The 21,481-nt window shown below is 41.0% G+C and carries 18 protein-coding genes; 4 read left to right on the top strand and 14 right to left on the bottom strand.

Features of this window, described 5'->3' with window-relative positions; genetic code table 11:
* Positions 1-732 (bottom strand): tRNA threonylcarbamoyladenosine dehydratase, encoded by a 732-nt coding sequence (locus tag BLS24_RS03555; RefSeq protein WP_091756210.1) that lies wholly within the window; start codon positions 730-732, stop codon positions 1-3.
* Positions 733-883: 151 nt separating this feature from the next.
* Between BLS24_RS03555 and yihA the strand changes: the two genes are divergently transcribed.
* The gene (gene yihA, locus BLS24_RS03560; RefSeq protein WP_091756212.1) at positions 884-1,483 is read left to right on the top strand and encodes a ribosome biogenesis GTP-binding protein YihA/YsxC; all 600 of its coding nucleotides are present in this window, start codon (positions 884-886) and stop codon (positions 1,481-1,483) included.
* A gap of 59 nt (positions 1,484-1,542) precedes the next feature.
* On the opposite strand, the gene BLS24_RS03565 is transcribed toward yihA, so the two are convergent.
* The 4 genes from BLS24_RS03565 to clpP all read right to left on the bottom strand — a co-directional run bounded on the left by BLS24_RS03565 (position 1,543) and on the right by clpP (position 7,281).
* Positions 1,543-3,324, bottom strand: a complete 1,782-nt coding sequence (locus BLS24_RS03565) for an ABC transporter ATP-binding protein (RefSeq protein WP_091756214.1) — start codon at positions 3,322-3,324, stop codon at positions 1,543-1,545.
* The gene (locus BLS24_RS03570) at positions 3,324-5,057 is read right to left on the bottom strand and encodes an ABC transporter ATP-binding protein (RefSeq protein ID WP_091756216.1); all 1,734 of its coding nucleotides are present in this window, start codon (positions 5,055-5,057) and stop codon (positions 3,324-3,326) included. Before BLS24_RS03570 ends, BLS24_RS03565 begins: the two co-directional genes overlap by 1 nt.
* Before the next feature lie 322 nt (positions 5,058-5,379).
* Positions 5,380-6,657 carry an ATP-dependent Clp protease ATP-binding subunit ClpX gene (clpX, locus tag BLS24_RS03575; RefSeq protein WP_091756218.1) on the bottom strand — a complete coding sequence of 426 codons (1,278 nt, stop codon included), beginning with the start codon at positions 6,655-6,657 and terminating at the stop codon, positions 5,380-5,382.
* Positions 6,658-6,678: 21 nt separating this feature from the next.
* Entirely contained in the window at positions 6,679-7,281 is a 603-nt protein-coding gene (clpP, locus tag BLS24_RS03580) for an ATP-dependent Clp endopeptidase proteolytic subunit ClpP (RefSeq protein WP_071176822.1), read from the bottom strand.
* 211 nt (positions 7,282-7,492) lie between these two features.
* Here clpP and BLS24_RS03585 point away from each other — a divergent pair, with 211 nt between their 5' ends.
* Complete coding sequence (locus BLS24_RS03585) at positions 7,493-8,089, top strand: hypothetical protein (RefSeq protein WP_091756220.1); 597 nt, start codon at positions 7,493-7,495, stop codon at positions 8,087-8,089.
* A gap of 62 nt (positions 8,090-8,151) precedes the next feature.
* Here the strand turns inward: BLS24_RS03585 and tig are convergent, their stop codons facing one another.
* Both tig and BLS24_RS03595 read right to left on the bottom strand, forming a co-directional pair.
* The gene (gene tig / locus BLS24_RS03590; protein ID WP_091756222.1) at positions 8,152-9,663 is read right to left on the bottom strand and encodes a trigger factor; all 1,512 of its coding nucleotides are present in this window, start codon (positions 9,661-9,663) and stop codon (positions 8,152-8,154) included.
* 350 nt (positions 9,664-10,013) lie between these two features.
* Positions 10,014-10,565 carry a DJ-1 family glyoxalase III gene (locus BLS24_RS03595; RefSeq protein ID WP_091756224.1) on the bottom strand — a complete coding sequence of 184 codons (552 nt, stop codon included), beginning with the start codon at positions 10,563-10,565 and terminating at the stop codon, positions 10,014-10,016.
* 144 nt (positions 10,566-10,709) lie between these two features.
* On the opposite strand from BLS24_RS03595, the gene BLS24_RS03600 reads away from it, so the two are divergent.
* Positions 10,710-11,240 (top strand): CYTH domain-containing protein, encoded by a 531-nt coding sequence (locus tag BLS24_RS03600; protein ID WP_091756226.1) that lies wholly within the window; start codon positions 10,710-10,712, stop codon positions 11,238-11,240.
* Positions 11,241-11,366: 126 nt separating this feature from the next.
* Here BLS24_RS03600 and BLS24_RS03605 read toward each other — a convergent pair whose 3' ends face one another.
* The 4 genes from BLS24_RS03605 to BLS24_RS03620 form a co-directional block, all read right to left on the bottom strand.
* Complete coding sequence (locus tag BLS24_RS03605) at positions 11,367-12,395, bottom strand: LacI family DNA-binding transcriptional regulator (protein WP_091756228.1); 1,029 nt, start codon at positions 12,393-12,395, stop codon at positions 11,367-11,369.
* A gap of 25 nt (positions 12,396-12,420) precedes the next feature.
* Positions 12,421-13,941, bottom strand: a complete 1,521-nt coding sequence (gene malQ, locus BLS24_RS03610) for a 4-alpha-glucanotransferase (RefSeq protein ID WP_091756231.1) — start codon at positions 13,939-13,941, stop codon at positions 12,421-12,423.
* A 111-nt stretch (positions 13,942-14,052) separates the two neighbouring features.
* Positions 14,053-14,994: a carbohydrate kinase family protein gene (locus BLS24_RS03615; RefSeq protein ID WP_091756233.1), complete on the bottom strand. Its 942-nt coding sequence runs from the start codon at positions 14,992-14,994 to the stop codon at positions 14,053-14,055.
* Between the two features lie 11 nt (positions 14,995-15,005).
* Positions 15,006-15,608 carry a TetR/AcrR family transcriptional regulator gene (locus tag BLS24_RS03620; RefSeq protein ID WP_091756235.1) on the bottom strand — a complete coding sequence of 201 codons (603 nt, stop codon included), beginning with the start codon at positions 15,606-15,608 and terminating at the stop codon, positions 15,006-15,008.
* Positions 15,609-15,784: 176 nt separating this feature from the next.
* Here BLS24_RS03620 and BLS24_RS03625 point away from each other — a divergent pair, with 176 nt between their 5' ends.
* Positions 15,785-16,075 carry a hypothetical protein gene (locus tag BLS24_RS03625; RefSeq protein ID WP_091756237.1) on the top strand — a complete coding sequence of 97 codons (291 nt, stop codon included), beginning with the start codon at positions 15,785-15,787 and terminating at the stop codon, positions 16,073-16,075.
* A 49-nt stretch (positions 16,076-16,124) separates the two neighbouring features.
* Here BLS24_RS03625 and BLS24_RS03630 read toward each other — a convergent pair whose 3' ends face one another.
* The 3 genes from BLS24_RS03630 to BLS24_RS03640 are packed head-to-tail and all read right to left on the bottom strand — an operon-like array spanning position 16,125 to position 21,477.
* Positions 16,125-16,979, bottom strand: coding sequence for a DUF2225 domain-containing protein (locus BLS24_RS03630; protein ID WP_091756239.1), 855 nt, complete (start codon positions 16,977-16,979; stop codon positions 16,125-16,127).
* Positions 16,980-17,001: 22 nt separating this feature from the next.
* Entirely contained in the window at positions 17,002-18,708 is a 1,707-nt protein-coding gene (locus tag BLS24_RS03635; RefSeq protein WP_091756241.1) for a glutamine--tRNA ligase/YqeY domain fusion protein, read from the bottom strand.
* Between the two features lie 54 nt (positions 18,709-18,762).
* The gene (locus BLS24_RS03640; protein WP_242872223.1) at positions 18,763-21,477 is read right to left on the bottom strand and encodes a bifunctional diguanylate cyclase/phosphodiesterase; all 2,715 of its coding nucleotides are present in this window, start codon (positions 21,475-21,477) and stop codon (positions 18,763-18,765) included.
* Positions 21,478-21,481: the final 4 nt, after the last annotated feature.

Consider the following 21,481-nt stretch of genomic DNA (forward strand, 5'->3'; position numbering starts at 1 on the left):
TCAAATTCCGCTCAAATCTTTTACAATTTCTCCCGCAATCAAAAGACCTGCCACAGCCGGTACAAATGCGGTACTTCCTGGTGCAATTTTTTTGCCAGTAGGCTTAGCATCTTTTTCAGAAGCGTTTGCAGTATCAGTCATAGGAGTGATCGGCTCCTCATCTGAGTAAACAACCTTTAAATGCTTCACATCTCTTTTCTTAAGTTCTCTTCGCATAACTCTTGCCAGTGGACAAATGCTGGTATCATAGACGTCTGCAACTCTAAATCTACTGCCATCTAGTTTATTGCCTGCTCCCATAGCACTTATGATAGGTACATTTTCTTTTTGGGCACGCATTATAAGCTCTATCTTGGCAGTTACTGTATCTACCGCATCCACAACGTAGTCATACTGAGAAAAATCAAATTCATCTGCGTTCTCAGGAAGGAAGAAGCAGTTATGTATCGTAACATCAACATCTGGGTTGATATCAAGCATGCGCTCCTTCATAACTTCCGTCTTGTATCTTCCAATTGTCTTCTGGGTGGCAATAATCTGACGATTCAAGTTACTAAGACAAACCGTATCATTATCAATTAAGTCAAATGCTCCAATTCCGCTTCGAACAAGGGCTTCGCAGACATATCCACCAACTCCGCCGATTCCAAAAACGGCTACCCTCTTTTTATGTAATTCTTCTACTTTGTCCTCACCGATCAAAAGTGCGGTTCTGGAAAACTGCTCTGACATAATTACACCTTTCAAATACTTTGTTTTAACTGAAAAAAGCTTATCCTCATTTTTATACCATGTCAACCGGATCAAAAGCTTATTTTTGCCTAAAATATCATTATAGTGTAGAATCTAGAATTAGAAAAAGAAAGGAATGATCTAATCTATTATGGTAATCAAGAATGTAAATTTAGAGACCGTTTGCGGTATTACCAGTACTCTTCCAGAAAATGTGCATCCAGAGTTTGCCTTTGCTGGAAAGAGTAACGTTGGTAAGAGCTCTCTTATAAATGGAATAATGAATAGAAAAAACTACGCAAGAACATCTCAGGAGCCTGGTAAGACTCAGACCATCAACTATTACAACATAAATGATGAGTTCTATCTTGTAGACCTTCCTGGATATGGCTTTGCGAGAGTTCCTGAAAAGGTTAAGGCTCAGTGGGGCGAGATGGTTGAAAGATATCTTCACTCATCCAAGCAGCTCCTTAGAGTATTTCTTTTGATCGACATCAGACACGAGCCATCAGCCAATGATGTTCAGATGTACAAGTGGATCGTACATCAGGGCTTCCAGCCAGTTATCATCGCAACCAAAGCTGACAAGATCAAAAAGAGCCAGCACGAGAAGCACCTTAATATGCTCCGTCAGGGACTTGGTCTTCCAGATGAAGTTAAGATCTTCCCTTATTCAGCTCTTTCAAAAGAAGGCCGCGATGAGATCTACGATTTCATGGATGAGCTTCTTGAAGCTAGTAACAATCAGTAATTTAAAAGCTGCCATCAGTTAACCTGATGACAGCTTTTCTTTTTGTAATATGTAATAGATCAAGCAAACTGTGCCATATAAAGATCATAATAAGCGCCGTGCTTTGAAATAAGTTCATCGTGACTTCCGCTTTCCTGAATACCACCGTTATTTATGACAAATATGCGGTCTGCATTCTTGATAGTAGAAAGTCTGTGAGCGATAACAAAGCTTGTTCTACCATTTATAAGTGTCTGAATTCCCTTCTGAACCAGCATCTCAGTATGTGTATCAATGCTACTTGTGGCCTCATCAAGGATCAGGATCTTTGGCATTGATATCATAGTCCTTGCAAAGGCAATGAGCTGCTTCTGACCAATAGAAAGACCTGCTCCCTGTCCCTTAAGCTCTGTATCATAGCCTTTTTCCATCTTCATGATAAAGTCATGGGCATTTACTGACTTAGCTGCTGCGATCATCTCTTCCTCAGTAGCATCAGGCTTGCCATACATGATGTTCTCTCTGACTGTACCATGGAAGATGAAGTTATCCTGAGTCATGACACCCATCTGTCTACGAAGGCTGTTGATGGTAACATCTGTAAGGTCATGACCATCGATCTTAATCTTGCCCTTCTGAATATCATAGAAGCGGCTGATAAGATTTACGATAGTGGTCTTACCTGCTCCAGTTGGTCCCACAAGAGCAATGGTCTCGCCAGGCTTTGCTGTAAAGCTAACATTATCAAGAACCTTCGTCTCTTCACTTGTTCCCTCATCATAAGTAAATCCAACGTTTTCAAAAGAAACCTCTCCCTTAATATCAGGAAGCTCCGTGGCATCTTCTTTATCTACGATCTCAGCCTCAGTATCAAGGAGGTCAAAGACTCTTTCTGCTGCTGAAAGATTAGTAACAAGCTGGTTGTAATATCCTGAAAGTCCCATGATTGGGCGCCAGAACATATTTGCATAGGTTGCAAAGGCAACTATGATACCAAGTGAGCTCTCGGTATAGCCAAGGAAATATATTGCAACCAGGTACATTACCATGCTGCTGATAGCCCAGCTCATATCAATTGCAGGTCCAAAGAGATCTGAATACTTGCAAGCCAGGATATAAGCATCTCTGTGCTCATTTGCCAAGTGTCTGAAAGTTGACTTAGTCTCGTTCTCAGCATGGAAACTCTGTACAACTGAGATTCCAGCTATATCTTCATGAACATAGGCGTTCATGTTTGATGACTTCTTTCTGGTATCCTCCCAGCTCTTATGAGTCTTTTCACGGATCCAGAAGATACAAGCTATCATAACAGGCATGGAACACAAGGTTCCAAGGGCAAGCTTCCAATCCTTCACCAGCATGATGATCACAACACCCAAAACTGTCAGGAAGTTTGGGATGAGGTTTGTGATAGTATTCTTCATAACCTCTTTTAACGAGTTAACATCACCAATTATCCTAGCTAGGATCTTACCTGTTGGTCTATTGTCAAAAAATGTAAATGACAAAGTCTGAATGTGTTCATACAGTTCCTGTCTGATGTCCAAAAGGATCTTGTTGGCCATCTTGTTCATGAGGAAAAGTCTAAGCTCAACTGTTGCCACATAAATAAGGCTCAGGACCACGATCACAAGGATTATATTGACCAGTCCCTTTATATTTTTGTTTGCTACAAGTTCATCTATGGCATACTCGATAAGTAGCGGACTCTCAAGGTTTATTCCTACTCCTATCAAAAGAGATATGAGTACCGGAATGATCTCTTTCATATGGGGCTTTAGATACCCCATCATCCTTGAGATGACCTTCTTATAGTCCGTATGCCGCATGTTCTCATCTTCGCGAAATGAGTTTGCTGCCATTACGCACTCACCTTCCTCTCGTCAAGAGCCCCGTACTGCGCAACGAATGTATCGTAATAAAGGCCCTTCTTAGCAAGGAGTTCATCGTGTGTGCCGCGCTCAGCAATCCTGCCATCCTTGAGATAGATGATCTCATCTGCGTTTCTGACTGCTGATATTCTGTGGGCTACCACAACTCTTGTAACTCCTGTAATTCCATCTAATGTCTTTTGTATTTCTGACTCTGTCTCCATATCAAGAGCTGAAGTAGAGTCATCAAGCACCAGGATAGGTGCCTTCTTGGAGATTGCTCTCGCAATACTGATACGCTGCTTCTGTCCTCCAGAAAGTCCAACGCCTCGCTCTCCGATTACTGTTTCGTAAGTATCTTCAAGCTTCTCAATGAAGTCGCTTGCTTTGGCCATTCTAGCCGCATCCTTGATCTCTTCCATGGTCATCTCGTCTCTTCGACCCATTCTGATATTCTCCTGAATTGAATCAGAGAAAAGAAATGCATCCTGCATAACAACTGCTGATGAACCCCTTACCTGATCAAGGTCCATGTCTTTGATCTCTACTCCGTCAATCTTGATATTGCCGCTTGTAGGATCATAGAATCTCTGGAGCAGATTTATGATAGTTGACTTACCTGATCCTGTTTCGCCCATGATTCCAAGGGTCTTTCCAGCAGGAATCTTGAAGCTGATATCATTAAGGACCTCTTTTTCACCAAATGAAAGAGATACCTTATCAAACTCAACTGAACCTGCAATCTTGTCTACATGAACGCTGTCCTCTGACTTAGCAAGAGTTGAATGCTCTTCATAGATCTTCTTGATCTTCTTGAGTGAAGCAAGGGAGCTTGAGAAATCGTTTGTGATCCAGCCGATCTCCTCCATTGGCCATGTACAGTTACGGCTGTAGATAATGTATGCCGCAAGGTCACCAAGATCCATCTCTCCTCTTACTACTGCCATTCCTCCCAGAACAGCACATGCTACAGGAAGGAACATTGAAACAAGCTGCCAGATTGGATAGAACTTTATTATTGTCATGGCCTCTTTCATGTTAAGGTCATAATATTTCTGGTTGTGAGCAAGGAACTTTTCGATCTCCATCTTTTCCCTTGCAAAAGCCTTTACAGTTCTAACTCCTGTAAGGTTCTCTTCTGCAATAGTTGTAAGCTCCGCATTTTCCTCACTTATAGCATCGTAAACTTTATCAAGCTTCTTTTCCATGATGATGGCTGCTGATCCGGAGATCGCCATGCATACAAATGGAAGGATAGTAAGTACTGGATTGATCCTAAACATAAAGAACAGCAAAAGTACTGCGTTTAAGATAACCTCCATACCCAGCATAGCTTCCATTCCTACCATCTGGAAAACTTTATCTATATCATCCTTAACTCTGGCCATGAGTTCGCCAGTATTAGCATCATCAAAATAATCAAGTGACAGTCCCTGAATGTGGTCAAATAGGTCTTTTCTCATCTCTGTACCAATAGTTATACAGTTTCTGTCAAAGGTAAATTCCTTGAAGTATCCAAAAATGCTGCGTCCAACGCCAATAAGTATTATTGTCAGTAAAAACAAACCAAGTCTGTGAAAATCTCTACCTACAATAACTTCATTAACAAGTTTCTTTGTAATCTTTGGATATAGCATATCCAGTGCGATAGCAAATAGCATGAAAGTCACTGCCATTGTGTAAGTCTTCAAATACTTTCGCACATAACTACCTAATGAATTCACTTTTTCTCCTCCTTTCAAAATAAAGCAATAACACCAGTTGTCCTCGGGGGAGTTTTATGCACAGAAAAAAGCACATAAAAAGCCCCTAGGCAAATTCCTTTACCTAGGGGCACCATGCACAAAACCATATTCAAATAACTATAGCAAAAGAGCTACCTTATCTGAATACAACATCCCGAGGTAAAGAAACAATGTTATTATGCCATGTAAATAAATTCGCCACTCTAATCATTACTTTTACCTCGCTTTCTGAATAATTTTATCAGCTAGTAGCAACGCCGATATAGGTATAATCACACTTTAGTGGAAACTTGTCAAGCAATTATTTTGCCTGCTTAAGTTTTTTCTGGTCTCTGTGTACGATGAGAGGCTCGCTCTCGCCTTCTACAGCAGCGCTTGTGATAACACATTCGCTGATAGAATCGTCAGAAGGAATCTCGTACATTACGTTCATCATAGCTTTCTCCATGATAGAACGAAGTCCTCTTGCACCAGTTTCTCTCTCGTAAGCCATCTCTGCGATCTTCTGAACAGCTTCATCCTCAAATGAAAGCTTAACGTCATCAAAATCAAAGAGCTTCTGATACTGCTTAACAAGAGCATTCTTTGGCTGTGTGAGGATCTTTACAAGAGCCTCTTTTGAAAGTCCCTCAAGAGTTACTGTAATAGGCACACGTCCTACAAACTCAGGGATAAGTCCAAATTTAACAAGGTCCTGAGGAGTAACCTCCTTGAAGATCTCACCAATCTCTCTCTCGGACTTGTCTGCGATCTCTGCATTAAATCCGATTGAATTTCTATCAAGTCTTGCCTCAACGATCTTATCGAGACCATCAAATGCACCACCACAGATAAAGAGGATGTTGCTGGTATCGATCTGGATAAGTTCCTGATGAGGGTGCTTTCTTCCGCCCTGAGGTGGAACACTTGCGATAGTACCTTCTACGATCTTAAGAAGTGCCTGCTGAACGCCTTCACCAGATACATCTCTTGTGATAGATACGTTCTCGCTCTTCTTGGTGATCTTATCGATCTCATCGATATAAACGATACCATACTGAGCACGCTCGATATCATAATCAGCATTCTGAATAAGCTTTAAAAGAATGTTCTCAACGTCTTCACCTACATAGCCTGCCTCAGTAAGTGTTGTAGCATCAGCTATAGCAAATGGAACATTGATGATCTTGGCAAGTGTCTGCGCAAGATATGTCTTACCTGAACCTGTAGGGCCTACCATGATGATGTTACTCTTCTGAAGCTCTACCTCGTTGTTTGCACCCTCATTCTTTGGTGCAAGTACACGCTTGTAGTGATTATATACAGAAACAGCCAACACTTTCTTGGCTTCTTCCTGGCCGATTACGTAATCATCAAGGAAATTCTTGATCTCAACAGGCTTAAGCAGATTGATGTCTTTGTCCATCACTGGTGTAGCAGTATCATCATCTTCGAATTCCTCTTCGATGATATCTGCGCAGATGTCTACACACTCATCGCAGATATATACTCCCGCAGGTCCTGCTATAAGTTTTTTTACCTGATCCTGTGTCTTGTTACAAAAAGAGCACCTGATCTCTCCAGAATTCTTTCCTGCCATTTTATCTCCTTATAGTCCTAATTATTTCTTTTCTTTCTCTGTAGGACGATTCTCTACGATAGAATCGATAAGTCCGTACTCAAGAGCTTCCTGAGCTGTAAGCCAGTTATCACGCTCTGTATCTGCGCATACCTGCTCATAAGACTTACCTGTGTTCTCAGAGAGCATTCTGTTCATCTTCTCTTTGGTTCTGATGATGTGCTTAGCTGCGATCTCGATCTCAGTAGCCTGTCCCTGTGTTCCGCCAAGTGGCTGGTGGATCATAACCTCTGCATTAGGAAGAGCCATTCTCTTGCCCTTTGCACCGCCTGCAAGAAGGAATGCACCCATACTTGCTGCCATACCGATGCAGATTGTGCTAACATCGCACTTGATGTACTGCATTGTGTCATAAATAGCCATACCGGAAGTGATCTCTCCTCCTGGGCTATTGATGTACATGTGGATATCCTTGTTAGGATCTTCTGCTTCAAGGAAAAGAAGCTGAGCAACTACTGTACTTGCAGATGCTGCATTAACCTCCTCACCAAGGAATACAATTCTTTCTTTTAAAAGTCTTGAGTAGATATCGTAAGATCTCTCTCCACGACTGGTCTGTTCAATGACATAAGGTATCAAACTCATTATTCTAGTCCTCCAACTCTGCTGTCGTCAGCATTTTTGCACTACAACCTAACTAGTGCGGATGTGTATATCCTACAACAAACTATACACAACCAATTTATATTATACGTCCATATGTTCTTTTTTGAAAGACTTTTGCGCTATTTAATAAAAGTATAAGAAATGGTAAAATAACTGCTTGATAATACTCGCTTGAAAGGAAAGAAGTTACATGAATAAAACATTATTTTTGCCACTATCTATTTTTATGCAAGGATTGATATTTTTAGTCCTTGGATCATTGGGAATCCTACCTATCTACAACATGGCAACACCTATAGGTATCGTCAATCTGATGCTTTGGTTTTTGGTCTTTAGCTCGATCTTTGTATGGTCTGGAAAAGACCTGAAATCTTCCGCAATAAGTGGTCTCATCTGTTTGATCATATGGGTTGTGATCGAGACTCTTACTGAACTATTCTTAATTCCTATGCTATATGAAATATCAGAGCTATTGGGCTATATTTTTTATGCCGTACAGAGCATCTTATGTTTAGAAAGTGTATTTCACGTAGCACAGTACAAGAATAAAAAAAACGGAAACACAAATCCACTTTTCCTGATAGGTACTGTTCTTGCCGCAATTATATACATACTGATGATCATTCATTTCATCAATGTTCTTCCAGAGTATAATACTAGTTCATCCTTATTTTCTTTGCTTACAGAAAACAGTCTTCCAAGATATGAAGCATCTAAAAAAGCTCTCGCAATCTTCTACTCAGTTGCAGGTTCATTCCTTGCCTTATATCACACCAATAGAAAATAAAAAGATCCCCTCCTTACTGTTATCAGTAAAGAGGGGATCTCTTAATGACTACATCTATAGAATTATTCTTCTGTCTTTTTCTTTCTAGTTGTTGTCTTCTTTGGCTTTTCTTCAGCGTCAGCCTTCTTTGTTGTTGTCTTCTTAGCAGCTGTCTTCTTTGCTGGCTTCTCTTCAGCATCAGCCTTCTTTGTTGTTGTCTTCTTTGCAGCTGTCTTCTTTGCTGGCTTCTCTTCAGCTTCATCAGCCTTCTTTGTAGCTGTCTTCTTAGCAGCTGTCTTCTTTGCTGCAGCAACTTCCTTAACGTTCTCTACAAGGAAATCTGCTGCCTTCTGAACAGCGAGGTCGCTACGCATTGTCTTCTGCTCAGACTCTGACATAAGCTCCTTAAGCTTTGAAAGCTCCATTCTGTACTGCTCAGCCATCTTCTTGAGCTCTTCCTCGAACTCTTCATCAGATACTGTGATCTTCTCTTTCTCAGCAACTGCCTCAAGAACAAGACGAGCCTGAATTCTCTCAACAGCCTGTGGCTTAACCTGCTCAAGCATCTTGTCTACAGTGTTACCTGTGTACTGAAGATACTGATCCATGCTCATGCCCTGCATCTGAAGTCTCTGAGCGAAATCATTAACGATCTGTCTAGCCTGAGTCTCAACCATAGCCTCAGGAAGCTCCATATCTGAATCCTCGATAACGGCCTTAACAACGAGATCCTCTCTCTTAGCCTTCTCTTCGTTTGTCTTTCTCTCAACGAGCTTGTTCTTAACATCTTCCTTGTACTCAGCAAGTGTATCGAAATCTGATACATCGCTAGCGAACTCATCATTGAGCTCAGGAAGCTCTTTAGCCTTGATAGCCTTGATTGTGCACTTGAATGTTGCAGCCTTACCTGCAAGTTCGTCTGCCTGGTAATCCTCAGGGAATGTTACGTTAACATCGCCTTCCTTACCAATCTCAAATCCAACAAGCTGCTCCTCGAATCCAGGAATGAAAGCACCTGAACCGATTGTAAGAGGATAATCTGTTCCCTTTCCACCCTGGAAAGCCTTACCATCAACAAATCCCTCGAAATCAAGAGTTACGATATCGCCATCCTTAACAGCTCTGTCTGTAACTTCAACTGTTCTAGCGTTTGTATTTCTCTGCTTATCAATTTCAGCATCAACGTCAGCGTCTGTAACGTCGATATCCATCTTAGGAGCTTCTACTCCCTTATATTTACCAAGCTTAACTGGAGGCTTAAGAGCTACCTCTGCTGTAAAGATGAAGTCCTTACCAGCCTCAAGCTGCTCTACATCGATCTTAGGTGAAGAAACAACATCCTCTCCACACTCCTCAATAGCCTTAGGATACTCTTCCTCGATGAGCTCGTTAGCTGCATCCTCATAGAATACTCCCTTGCCATACATCTGCTCGATCATCTTACGAGGAGCCTTACCCTTACGGAATCCAGGAATCTGGATCTTGCTCTTGTTCTTGTCGTAGGCTTTCTGAATAGCCTTCTCAAGCTGCTCTGCAGATACTGTGATCTTAAGCTTAGCCATGCTCTTTTCAAGCTTCTCAACTGTTACGCTCATGTTAACTAATATCTCCTTCTAAAAATATATTGTTTACAATTTAAGTATTGTCCAATAATGCAATAAGCCCACTAAGGCACAATTGCCTTCCGATTATAACATAGGCAGTTTTATTTTTCCACTTATTTTTTAAAGAAAATTTCGAAGAAAAAGGGTGTTCAATATTGAACACCCTAGAAATTAAATCGAGATTCTTGTGGCTTTTTCTTGTTATTCTCTTTTGGTATCTCATAAGTTTCAATCAAAGCTTATATTGCATGAAATTCCCATTATGAATAAATGTGTCTAGATCATCTTTGGTTAGTTTCCTGTATGTAATACTCATGTCGTCACCCCCGCACATGCTGATATTACTTGTTAAACACGATCTTCTTTGCCATGTCATCTGCTGCAGCTTTTCCACAGAATCTCTCGATGATAACAAGTCCAAAAGGAATTGCTGTTCCCATACCGCGGCTTGTGATGAAGTTGCCATCAACTGTAACTTCTGTAGTCTGAACATCTGCTCCAAGAAGTCCCTCTTCGCATCCTGGGTAGCAGCAAGCTTTCTTCCCCTGTAATAAGCCAAGCTTACCGTAAACAGTAGGAGCTGCGCAGATTGCCGCAAGGTCTTTTCCTGCGTCGTTATGTTTGATAAGCTCATCTGTAAGAGCCTTGCAGTTACCAAGATTTGTGGTTCCTGGCTGTCCACCTGGAAGGATCAACATGTCAAAAGAGCTAAAATCAACCTTTCCTAATACTGTATCAGCCTTAACCGTTATATTGTGAGATCCTGTAACCTCGACTGCGTCTGTGATAGATACTGTTGTGATCTCGATTCCCTGTCTTCTTAAGAGGTCCACCACTGTGAGTGCCTCGATCTCTTCAAATCCATTTGCTAAAAAAAGTGCTGTCTTTGCCATTTCTTTTCCCTCCAATTAACTTTTATATGTATTTGTATTATTTGTTTTCTACTGAATAAGCCTTTACTTTTCCATTGTACGTTAAGCTTATAACCATGTAAAATAAAAACTGTAGATAAAACACTTAAATTTAGAGGAAATATCATGGGATTAGAAATAGAAAGAAAATTCACAGTAAAAGAACTTCCAAAGGATTTAGATAAATACCCTTTCCACATAATAGAACAGGGCTATCTCAATGTCCGCCCCGCGATCCGCGTAAGGCGTGAGGACGACATCTACTACATGACTTACAAAGGCGATAATGCCCTTGCTAAGGCTGGAGAAATCGGCAAGATTGAATACAACATGCCTCTTGATAAGGACAGCTACGATCACATGGTCACTAAGGCTGATGGAAACATGATCAGGAAAAAGAGATATCTGCTGCCACTAAACGAAGATGGCTTTTCCACAGAGTATCTGTCCAGCCATCCAGATATCCACAAAGAAATCCAAGAAAAAAACATCAAGATCGAACTTGATGTCTTTGAAGCTCCATTTGATGGAACAATTATTGCAGAAGTTGAATTCCCAGATGAAGAATCCGCTGCTGCCTATAAGCCTGCAAGCTGGTTTGCAGAGGATGTAACTGGGCAGAAAGAGTATAGCAATGCGTATATGAGCGCCATGTAACAAGGGACGGAAGTGAGCCCTCAAGGGACGGAAGTTATGGCTCATTTTACAGAGTAAAATGAGCCATAACCTCCGTCCCTAGGGCTCACTTCCGTCCCTTGAGGGCTCACTTTCGTCCCCGAGGACTCATCTCTTTGCTGTGGATTCTCCCACAATTAATTCTCCTGGAAATACGATGTGCTTGTGACCACTCTCTTCGTCGATGATGTTGAAGATGAGCTTCATGGTCTCACGAGAAATATCTTCAAGTGGCTGGCGAAGTGTTGTAAGTCTTGGTACGCAGAACTTTGAAATATCCTGTCCGTCAAATCCCGCAACACTCACATCTTCTGGAACTCGGATTCCAGCATCAGCAAATGCTCTAAGAGCACCTACTGCCAAAACATCTGATATACAGTAAAGAGCTGTAAACTCCTCACCTGACTCTATAAGTGCCTTAGTAGTCTTGTATCCATTCTCCATGGAATAGATTCTGCGATCTACGTATCTGATAAGATTCTCATTAACCTTGATTCCATTTGCTTCAAGAGCTTCTACATATCCTTCAAGACGCTGTTTTACAATTGAAGGCTTGTCGCTTCCCTCTGAGAGGATAGCTATCTTCTTGTGACCAAGACTGATAAGATACTCAGTCATCTTGCGGCTCTCAAGCTTATCATCTACAGAAACTGTTGAATATGAATTCTTGCTAAGTTTCTCTGAGATATCTGAACCTACAGTTGCAAAAACTACAGGTACGTTAAGCTGTTTTAGCTTGTGTGAGGAGTGCTTGGAGCTACCTCCCATAAAGATGATACCGCGAAGTCTCTTTTCTTTTTCCAGTTCAAGAGCAACATCAACCTCATCCTCATAGGCCTCAACGTGTCTAAGCACAAGAGCATACTTTCTCTCTTCCGCCTCCGCCTCAGCAATCTCTATCATTGGAGTAAAGAATGGGTTAGTGATACCTTTTACAAGAACTGCGATGCACTTTGCATCTGTTCTCTTAAGGTTTCGCGCGCTGTTGTTTGGAATGTATCCCGTTTCCTTGATAACCGCCATGATCCTTTTCTTGGTCTCAGGATTGATATCTGAGTGGTTATTAAGGGCTCTGGATACAGTACTAACGCCTACTCCACATCTTTTTGCTATCTCAACAATTGTAATCTCTGCCATTATTAGTTCCTACCTGGTATTCGATTTAACTAAGTCTGCCATAGATTCTAGCATAATCGTACATCTTCTGGCAAAGCTCTTTTGACAAAGCATCCTTCTTCATGCGCCATGTCCAGTTGCCGCCAAGTGTAGATGGAGTGTTGATCCTAGCATATGCACCAAGCTCAAGGTAATCCTGCATAGGAATGATGGCTGTATCTGAAACGCTTGCAAATGCAGCTCTGATCATAGCCCATACTGCATCCTTGGCATAGTGGATTCCAAGATACTCCTTGGCAAATCTCTTGTCATTTCTAGGAAGGTGATCAAACCAGCCTCTTGCAGTCTCATTGTCATGAGTTCCTGTATATACAATGCAGTTCTTGGTATAGTTGTGTGGAAGGTAATCACTCTCTTCCCTTGAATCAAAGGCAAATTCCAGGATCTTCATTCCAGGGAAGCCTGTCTTTTTAACAAGCTTAATAACAGTATCTGTAAGGAAGCCAAGATCCTCTGCAATAACCTTCTTGTCACCAAGCTCTCTCTTCATAACATCAAAGAGGTCGTAACCTGGTCCCTTGCGCCACTCGCCAATCTCAGCAGTTGGATTGCCATAAGGAATTGCATAGTACTCATCAAAACCTCTGAAGTGGTCAATCCTGACTACATCATAGAGCTTGTAGCACTGAGAGATTCTCTTAAGCCACCACTTATAGCCAGTCTTTTTGTGGTAATCCCATCTGTAGAGAGGATTGCCCCAGAGCTGACCTGTAGCACTAAATGCATCTGGAGGGCATCCAGCAACATCAATAGGTGTGTTCTCCTTATCCAGTAAAAAGAGCTCTGGATTAGCCCAAGTATCTGCACTATCGAAGGCAACGTAGATTGGAATATCACCGATTATCTCGATTCCCTTACTATTAGCATAGGACTTAAGTGCCTCCCACTGTTTTGAGAAAAGATACTGAAGGAAGCTGTAGAAATCTACTTCCTCTTTATACTTCTCATGAGCCTTCTTTAAAGCATCTTTCTTTCTAAGCTTGATATCTTCTGACCATGTATTCCATGCTCTTCCATTGTTGGCATCTTTAAGTGCCATGAAAAGAGCATAGTCTGAAAGCCAGTCATTGTCTGGATTTTTCTTGAAGGCTTCAAATTCCTTCTTGATATCTTTGGCAATGGGGCTCTTGTCTACGTTGTCATAAGCAGTCTTGAGGAGTTTGAATCGTGTACGGTACAGCTTCTCATAGTCAATCTTTTCCTCTGTGCCGCCAAAGTCACATCCTAAAGCCTGCTTCTTGGTAAGAAGCCCATCTGTAATAAGGGCATTTATATCGATAAAATATGGATTTCCCGCAAATGTGGAGAAGGACTGATATGGTGAATCTCCATAGCTTGTAGGTCCCAGAGGTAAGATCTGCCAATAGCTCTGGCCTGCATCGCTTAAAAAGTCCACAAATTCATAGGCTTCTTTTGAAAAGGCTCCTATACCATATTCAGAGGAAAGTGAAAAAATTGGTAAAAGAACTCCACAACGCCTTGTCTGTTTCTTTTTATTCTTTGCCATAGATATACCTCACTTTGATCATCTTCATTAAAAAAGTTACGGAAAAAATTACCGTTACCGGTAACGTTTCCGTAACTTTACTTTATCAGTTTTTTCTCACATTTTCAAGTTTTAATTACCATGCTCCTCAAAAGGAGTCTTTGCGATACCCCAGATCAGATTTCTCCACTGCTCTACCTGTTCAGTGGTCATGAAGCCATTAGATGTGCCCATGAAACCGATCTTGTAAGAAGCAAACAGGAGCGCATTCTTGATAGCATTAACGCTGTCGCCTGTCTCCATGTAATAATGAAGGAAGCATGCAAAGAGAGCATTACCAGCACCGATAGTATTAACTACTTCATTGGTCTTAACTGTCTTGTAATGTGCCCTGATATCCTTGGTCTTATCGTAGATGATAAGTCCTTCACTACCCTGTCCAAGGATAATGACTTCTGTTCCATAGGTTGAAGCCATTCTGTCTATGAATGCGTATGGATCCTCTGTAAGAGTATCATCACTAAAGTACAGAACCTTAGCTGGCTTTAAGAAGTCCGTATTATATTTCTCTTTCTCTGGGTTATAATTTCTGATATTAACTGCTATAGGCTTACCATGCTCAGAAGCAGCTATTGCAAAAGGTCTGCAGAAATTGGCATTAGCAAGAACCATCATATCGCAGCCGTTTACCAGAGGAGTTACCATGGACATGTCATAGGTATTCTCTCTTAGATCCTTGATATCCTCAAAGATCTGCTGCTTTCTGTTCTTGTCATAGAAAACAACCTCAGTTGGAGTTTCATTCATCTGAGGAATAATGTACTCAGTAGATAGTGTAACCTTTCTATCAGGTGGGTTAATGATTCCCAAGTCCTGATTTCTTCCCACAATGGACATAAATGTAACGTCATCGCCAAGCCACTTAAGTGCCAATGATTCATTATAAGCATCGCCGCCCACTGCAGTAAAAATAGAATCATTTTCACTGGTAAGTGGTACATAACTTACAGGAACCTTATCAACTCTGACGATCGTCTCAATCTGTGTTACTCCAGCTACTAAGAATTTGCTCATTTGCGCCTCCTTTATGCCAATACCATTTTTTGTATCATATCAACATACTCCTCAGCTTCTTCGAGGAATAAATCAGCTCTGAAGTTTTCACCTTTCACATTTTCTGTCAGCAAACCATCTATTGTGTATTCCAGGATGTCTCCAAGTCTATTGTAATCAAAATGCGGTGGAAGTATCGTTATATCAGCCCTTTCTTTTAGGGTCTCCATTATCCTTCTGTACTTGTCTCGTCTCTCACTTATCTGGGCTAGCGCTTCTGGATGTGTCTCCTCTTCAGCTTTTTTCAGGAAAAGATATATGTAGGGATACTGAGCCATTGCATTAGCCTTGGCTGATACTATCTGTTTAAAGAGCTCGAAGTATCCATTTTCATCTTTATCCACATTCTGAGTAAGCTCTAGCGTTGCAAATCTTGTGGCGTAATCGTATAAAAAGGCATATAGCCCAATCTTGCTTCCAAAATAGTGAAAGAGAAGTCCCTTACTGATATTCGCCGCCTTAACGATCTCATCAGTACTTGCATGATAATAACCTCTTTCAGCAAATACGTAGAGGGCTGCGTTTATCATACGATCCTGCTTTTCTTTCTTTAGTTCAAAAAATCTTTCATTCATTATGTCTCTTCCCCAAGTCCCCAATTGACCATCGTAGTCTAGGTTAATTATATCATTTATTACAGTAGTTATTCGAACGATTTTACGTTATTTATCAAATTTTAATACAGTACACTTTTATTTATAAATAAATTGTATTAAAATAAAGTCAGCGTTTTGATAGGAGGATTCCCGATATGTCCAAAAATAATGGATTTGGTAAATTTATATTATTCTGCACTGCAGTAGGTGCTGCTGCCGCAGGAGCTTACTACTATCTTTCTAAAAGAGAAGCTGAAATTGCCGATGAATTCGATGATGAAGATTACGAAGACGTTGACGATTTCGAAGATGACCTCGAAGAAGAAAAGGACTACAAGAACTCATCTAGAAGATATGTTGATATAAAGACTACTTCCGAGACAGATGATTCATCAAAAGAGCCTTCATCTTCAGAAGAATTCTTTGATGACGAAGAATCCAAATAATTGCTCTTAAAGATAAGGGACATAGGTTTTATCCTATGTCCCATTTTTATTACTGTTCTTTTTCTTCAGCCATCATCTCTTTTAATAATCTTGCTTTATCTTTGATTCGGCTATTTGCTGTTCTTGATGTAAGGATCTCTGAGATCATCTTACCAGCCACATCATGATCGCCTGTCTCCATTGCAAGTGCTGCAATAAGGTAATCAAGCGTAGTTGAATCCATTCCTGCAATAGGGAATTCTTCTGACTGTCTAGCCATTACAAATCCATTAAGTGCATTCTTTAAAAGTTCTTTCTCCTGAGCATCATTCTCATCCTTCTTTTTCTGATAATCAGGATCAGCAGAATCAAGTCTCTGAGTCTCACCTCTAAGTACCCATGCTGTCTTAAGACAGATATAAGCCTTCTCACTGTTCTTAGCCTTTTTAACTACAGCATTTGCAAGCGCAAGCTGATAAAGGTTCTTGGCATGCTCATATGTATATGTTGGTTCTTTGTAATCAAGCTTCTTGTAATTCATACAGATCTTGACTCTGATGTCATCGATCTGATACTTGTTAAGTGTATTGAAGTATCTTCCAAGTGCTGCATATCCACACTCAGGACAAGCGATAACGTCATACTTGGTCTGGTCAAGCTCAGCGTAATCAGGTCTTAAGTCGATATCTACGGCCTTCATTCTGACTTTACCAGTTCTGACGGTCTTTGCCTCAAAGTCCATGTCGCATACAGGACACTTATACTTCTTGTCAAAAAGATAATCTTCTTCGTTAACAAGAGTAAGCTTCTTCTGAGGTTCACCCTGCTTTACAGCAGCCTCTTTTTTCTTTGGATCCTCAAAGAGATCTCCGCCTCCGATGTTTCCTAATCCAAGTTTTTCAAGTCCGGAAAAAATACCAGCCATAACTTTACCTCTTTTCTAACAATTAGTTTTTAGGCAGAACAAAAGAACTCTTAAGTGACACTATTCTGTTGAACACAGGTGCTCCTGGTTTTGAATCCTTACTATCTACGCTAAAGAAACCATTTCTGACAAACTGGAATTTGTCATAAGCAACAGCTTCGCCAAGTTCTGGCTCAAGCTTTGCATCTTTGATAACTGTGATGGAATTAGGGTTAAGGTTAAGTGAACCGTCCTCGTTGTAAACACCCTTTTCCTCATCAATGATATTCTCATAAAGACGAACTTCACAGTTAACAGCTTCCTTGGCTGCTACCCAGTGAATTGTTCCCTTTACTTTTCTGCCGTCAGCACTGTCGCCGCCCTTTGTCTCAGGATCATATGTGCAGTGGATCTCTGTTACCTTGCCACTTTCATCCTTAACAAAGCTTGTGCATGTAACGAAATATGCATTCATAAGTCTTACTTCGTTACCTGGGAATAAACGGAAGTACTTCTTTGGAGGCTCCTCCATGAAGTCTTCTCTCTCAATGTAGAGTTCTCTGCCAAATGGAACCTTTCTTGATCCCATCTCAGGAACTTCTTTATTGTTCTCAATATCCAGATACTCTGTCTGTCCTTCTGGATAATTGTCGATAACAAGCTTAACAGGGTCGAGAATTGCAAGCATTCTCATAGCCTTGAGCTTTAAGTCTTCTCTGATGCAGTACTCAAGCATTGCGTACTCTGCAGTAGAGTTAGCCTTACTGATACCGCACATATCTACGAACATCTTGATAGACTCTGGAGTAAATCCTCTTCTACGAAGTGATGCGATAGTTACAAGTCTTGGATCATCCCATCCATCAACGATTCCATCCTCAACGAGTCTCTTGATATATCTCTTACCTGTTACAACATTGTTGAGGTAGAGCTTAGCAAACTCGATCTGACGAGGAGGGTTCTTGTATTCGCATTCCTCTTTTACCCAGTCATATAAAGGTCTGTGGTCTTCAAATTCAAGAGTGCAAAGAGAATGTGTAATACCCTCGATAGCATCCTCGATAGGATGAGCAAAGTCATACATAGGGTAGATGCACCACTTATCGCCTGTTCTGGCATGTGTCATGTGGGCAACTCTATAAATGATAGGGTCTCTCATGTTGATGTTAGGAGAAGCCATATCGATCTTGGCACGAAGAGTAACGCTTCCGTCCTCAAACTTGCCATTCTTCATATCTTCAAAGAGCTTTAAGTTCTCTTCTACACTTCTATTTCTGTTAGGGTCATCTTTACCTGGCTCAGTAAGAGTTCCTCTATATTCACGCATCTCATCTGCAGAAAGCTCTGAAACATATGCCTTGCCCTTCTTGATGAGCTTAACAGCGTCTTCATACATCTCGTCGAAATAATCTGATGCATAGAATAAACGATCTTCGTAATCAGCTCCAAGCCACTTAACATCTTCGATGATAGAATCCATGAACTCAGCCTTTTCCTTGGTTGGGTTAGTATCATCAAATCTCATGTTGAACTTGCCGCCGTACTCCTTGGCCATACCGTAGTTAAGAAGAATACTCTTAGCATGTCCTATATGTAAAAATCCGTTTGGTTCAGGTGGGAAACGTGTATGTACGTGATCATACACTCCATCCTTGAGATCCTTATCGATAGCCTGCTCGATAAAATGTCTTGAAGGTGTATTTCCTCCTTCTGAATTCTCATTTAAATTAGTTACAACTTCTTCTGCCATTTCTCTTAAAAAACCAACTTTCTAATTAGAATAAATTTTAACAAGTATATCATATCATACTTTTGAATTATATACGTACTTTTCCTCAAAAGCCGCTCTACGCAAAGGCTGATCAAAATAGTAGCCCTGAATGTATTTAACACCCATGCCCTTAAGAGCATCAAACTGCGCCTTGGTCTCAATTCCTTCAACACAGATCTCTGCGCCGATGGTCTCACCAAGCTGGACAATTGTACGTATAAATGCCTTGGAATACTCATCCTCAGCCACATCTTTTGCAAAGTTCTGATCGATCTTGATGATATCAAATGGAAGAGCTCTGATACTACTAAGAGCTGAATAACCAGTTCCAAAGTCATCAAGTGCAAGTCTTACGCCGAGAGCCTTGATATCAAGCAGAATCTGCTTGGTCCTTGCTAGGTCATTAATAGCAAGTCTCTCTGTCAACTCAAGAATTAGATTATGAGGCTTTATCTGATTTTCTTCAATACAATTTTTTATCGTATCTACGATATCAGTCTGCATGATCTGTACAACTGACAGATTGACGCTGACTGCGTAGTCGCCTGTTCCTGATTCATTCCACATTCTGCAGCACTCACATGCTCTTTGCAGAACAAAGTTACCAATAGGATTGATAAGTCCCAGATACTCAGCAAGTGGAACAAATTCATCAGGCTTGATAAATCCAAGCTTACTACTATTCCAGCGCACAAGAGCCTCAGCCCCCATGTGTCTGTACTGCTTGGTTCCGCCCTTCATCGAGAACTCGCTGATGACAGGCTGGAAATAAACTTCAAACTCATCACAGCTGTTGTTGATGGCATCATACATGCTCTTTTCAAGGTCCAGTCTGTGGATGGATGAAGAATCTATCTTGTCTGAATATTCAGCAATCCTGTTCTTACCAGATTTCTTGGCTTCGTACATGGCAACGTCAGATTTTCTGATAAGCTCTGATACGTTGTCACCCTGATCTGGGAATCTTACGATACCCATACTCATTGTGCAGTAATAATCACTATTCTTGAGATACCAAGGTGTAGCAAAGGCTTTCTTGATATCTTCTATTATCTTGTCCATTCTCTCAAAGCTTTCAGGTGGAATGATGATGACAAACTCATCACCGCCCATTCTGTAACAGGAGTTTGAGATTCCTTCTACTCTACTGATGGTCTTGGAAATATCCTGAAGGAGCACGTCACCATACTGATGACCAAGGCTATCGTTAATATGCTTGAAGTCATCAAGGTCAAGGTACATAAGTGCGCCATGTTTACCAGTCTGTCTAGCCTCATCCACATACCTAGCCAGATCCTTCTCACAGCACATTCTGTTGTAAAGACCTGTAAGGAAGTCAGTGTAGGCCTGAAGCTCAATTCTCTTTTGATAGAGCTTCTTTTCAGTAATGTCGTATATAGCACAGAGGGATACTGCTCTTCCGTCTACCCACTTGATCCTTGTGTAATATACGTCGTACCATTTGCCTCTAGCTTTATGATTTACTTCATAGTTACCGCTGTGGCTCTTGGACGGAATATTTGATTCAAACAGACTAACAAGACTGTTTTCTGTAATTTCTTTTTTGAAGTTCTTTTTAAGGCTTCTATTAGCAAACAGAAGCACTCCGGTATTGATATCTCTTACATAGATAGCACTTCCCACGTTATCAAGGACTGCTTCCAAAGAGGCAAAAGAGCTAGCTAATGAGTTCTTTTGAAGTCTCTTGGTGATGATGCCCTGAAGAACCTTGATAGCATCATTTACAAACTTGATATCGTCTATGGACCAGTTCCTTAATTCTCTAGTCTCAGAAAAACAAGCATAGAAAAGAACTGCGTTGTTGATGATGACAGGCATTGAGACAAGTGCCTTGATACCAAGGCTATCGATCTGTTCTCTCTCGCCAGCATTCATCTGTGTATCACTTGATATGACCGTTGCCTGATCGGAACCCAAAAACCAGCAAAGTTCCTGATCTGTAGTATCAGTGAACATCTTATTGACTCCAGGAGCAGTCCACTGAACAACTATATCCATGAGATGTCCGTGGTGAACTCTACAGGTAAAGCCGTTACTGATCTGCAGATAATCACAGAGCTTGGAAATTATGACAACCATGATCTCTTCTATGGAATCATCATTATCAAGGAGAGATACGATCTCTGTCATAGTCTCTGCTCGTCTAAATGATGAAGTCATCTCTATCTCTTGCTTCTTGCTAAACTCACTATTAGCAACAGCCTGAGATTTAGAAGTCTCTATTCTGATGAGAACATTTAATGTCTCTCTTAAGAGATCAAGGGTCTTATAAAATTTAAGTTCGGAAATCTGATAGCTAAAAGAATCTATTGGCGGAATGTGATAGAACTCCTGATCATAGTCCGCGTCTGAAAAGACACCACAAACGATCCATACTGCTGTGGTGGAATTACCATTTTTGACTGCAACAGCTGCAAGCTTCAGATTAGGAACTTCTGTAATCTCAACAGCCTGATCCTCTAACTCGCTATCAGAAACGCGTCTGTAAATATTGCGAATTCTGACGTCTGTCACATATTTTCTGATGATCTGAACCTCATGAGGGTTTCCGGAAAAATCGCTAAGTGGGTTACCGGAGGCATCTAAACACATGGCATAGATACCAGCCATCTCACAGAACTGATCCTGCCATGACTGCATAGTCTTACCATTTTTTTGCGCAAAATCCCCAAGGGCTCTACTAAAGTTAGTTAGAGAGCCCTCATTTGCAACATTTTTAGATTCCAAATCC

The organism is Butyrivibrio sp. INlla18 (genome assembly GCF_900103635.1).
In the GTDB taxonomy this organism is placed as follows: Bacteria; Bacillota; Clostridia; order Lachnospirales; family Lachnospiraceae; genus Butyrivibrio.